The organism is Bradyrhizobium sp. SZCCHNPS1003, from assembly GCF_032381555.1.
Taxonomy (GTDB): Bacteria; Pseudomonadota; Alphaproteobacteria; order Rhizobiales; family Xanthobacteraceae; genus Bradyrhizobium.
This window is the reverse complement of the sequence record NZ_JAUHIU010000050.1, coordinates 1-1,363: the sequence shown is the minus strand read 5'-3', so window position 1 is coordinate 1,363 and position 1,363 is coordinate 1. Positions and strand designations below refer to the sequence as shown.

2 protein-coding genes are annotated in these 1,363 nt (G+C 59.9%); both read left to right on the top strand.

What is annotated here, in order from left to right; genetic code table 11:
• Positions 1 to 62 precede the first annotated feature (62 nt).
• A complete protein-coding gene (locus QX126_RS33515) occupies positions 63 to 464 on the top strand; it encodes a helix-turn-helix domain-containing protein (protein ID WP_315705390.1) in 402 nt (133 codons plus the stop codon).
• Positions 461 to 1,318: an IS3 family transposase gene (locus tag QX126_RS33510; RefSeq protein WP_315757083.1), complete on the top strand. Its 858-nt coding sequence runs from the start codon at positions 461 to 463 to the stop codon at positions 1,316 to 1,318. Before QX126_RS33515 ends, QX126_RS33510 begins: the two co-directional genes overlap by 4 nt.
• Positions 1,319 to 1,363: the final 45 nt, after the last annotated feature.

Below are 1,363 nucleotides of genomic sequence, written 5' to 3'. Positions count from 1 at the left end.
CTGGACTGCACCCCTTAAGTGAGACACGATAATTTCTGTGACAGGCATTTCGAGGATGACCTGTGGCAGCAAGAGGGAAGAACCGTCAGTTTCCGACGGCTTACAAACTGAAGGCGATCAAGCGCGTCGAGCGAGGCGAAGGCGTTCTGCCTGTGGCTCGCGAGCTTGGGATATCTCGCAAGATCCTGCATGACTGGATCAAGGCCTGGAAGGCGCAAGGACCCGAGGGATTGAACCGCAAGCGAGGGCCGAAGCCCGGCCCCCGGAAGCTCAAAGCTACGGCAACCTATGACGACAAGCGGTCTGCGCTGACGCGCGCAAATGCTCGCATCGCCGAACTCGAACGGCTTGTCGGCCGTCAGCAGATGGATCTCGATTTTTTTCGGCAAGCCTTGCGCGCATTGGAGCGGCCGGCAGCGCAAGGCGGACCCGCACCCGCATCATCGAAGTCATCCAAGCCATGACATCGGAGGCAACGGAGTCCCACGCCGACGTGCAACGGCTCTGCGGTCTGGCCGGCCTGCCACGCGCGACCTATTACCGGCATCTCAACAAACGCAGTCGTGAGACTGCCGACTGCGAGCTGCGCGATCAGATCCAACGCATTTGCCTGAAGCATCCGTTCTACGGCTACCGGCGCGTGACGGCCACCATCCGACGTAAAGGCATGGTCGTTAATGCTAAGAAGGTGCTCAGGCTCATGCGCGAGGACAATCTTCTCGCACAGCGCAAGGCGCCATTCCTGAAGCCGCCTGCAGAGCGACCAAGGGACATTGTCGTGGTGCCCAATCTGGTGCGCGGCCTGGTGCCGTCCGCTCCCGATCAGATCTGGGTCGCAGACATCACCTACGTCCATCTCGCCACGACCTTCGCCTACCTCGCGGTCATCCTCGATGCCTTCTCGCGCAAGGCGGTTGGCTGGGCCTTCGAGAACACGCTCAATGCCTCGCTCGCGATTGCAGCATTGAACAAGGCCATCGAGGCCCGCAAGCCGCAACGCAGCAGCCTGATCCACCATTCCGACCGCGGCGTGCAATACGCGTCAATCGCCTATCGCCAAATATTAGCGGATCGCGACATCACGATCAGCATGAGCAGGCCGGGCAACCCCTTCGACAACGCCAAGGCTGAGAGCTTCATGAAGACGCTCAAGGCCGAGGAGGTCAACGGCAAGGCGTTCTCCGACATAAGAGACGCTCGCCGCCGGATCGATAGCTTCATTGCGGATGTCTACAACAAGGAGCGCCTGCACTCGGCGCTCGGCTATCGATCGCCTATTGAGTTCGAAGCCGCGTTCGCGCAAAACAAGGCACGATAGTCGTCGTGGCAACCCCACTGTCACAGAAATTATCGTGTCTCACTT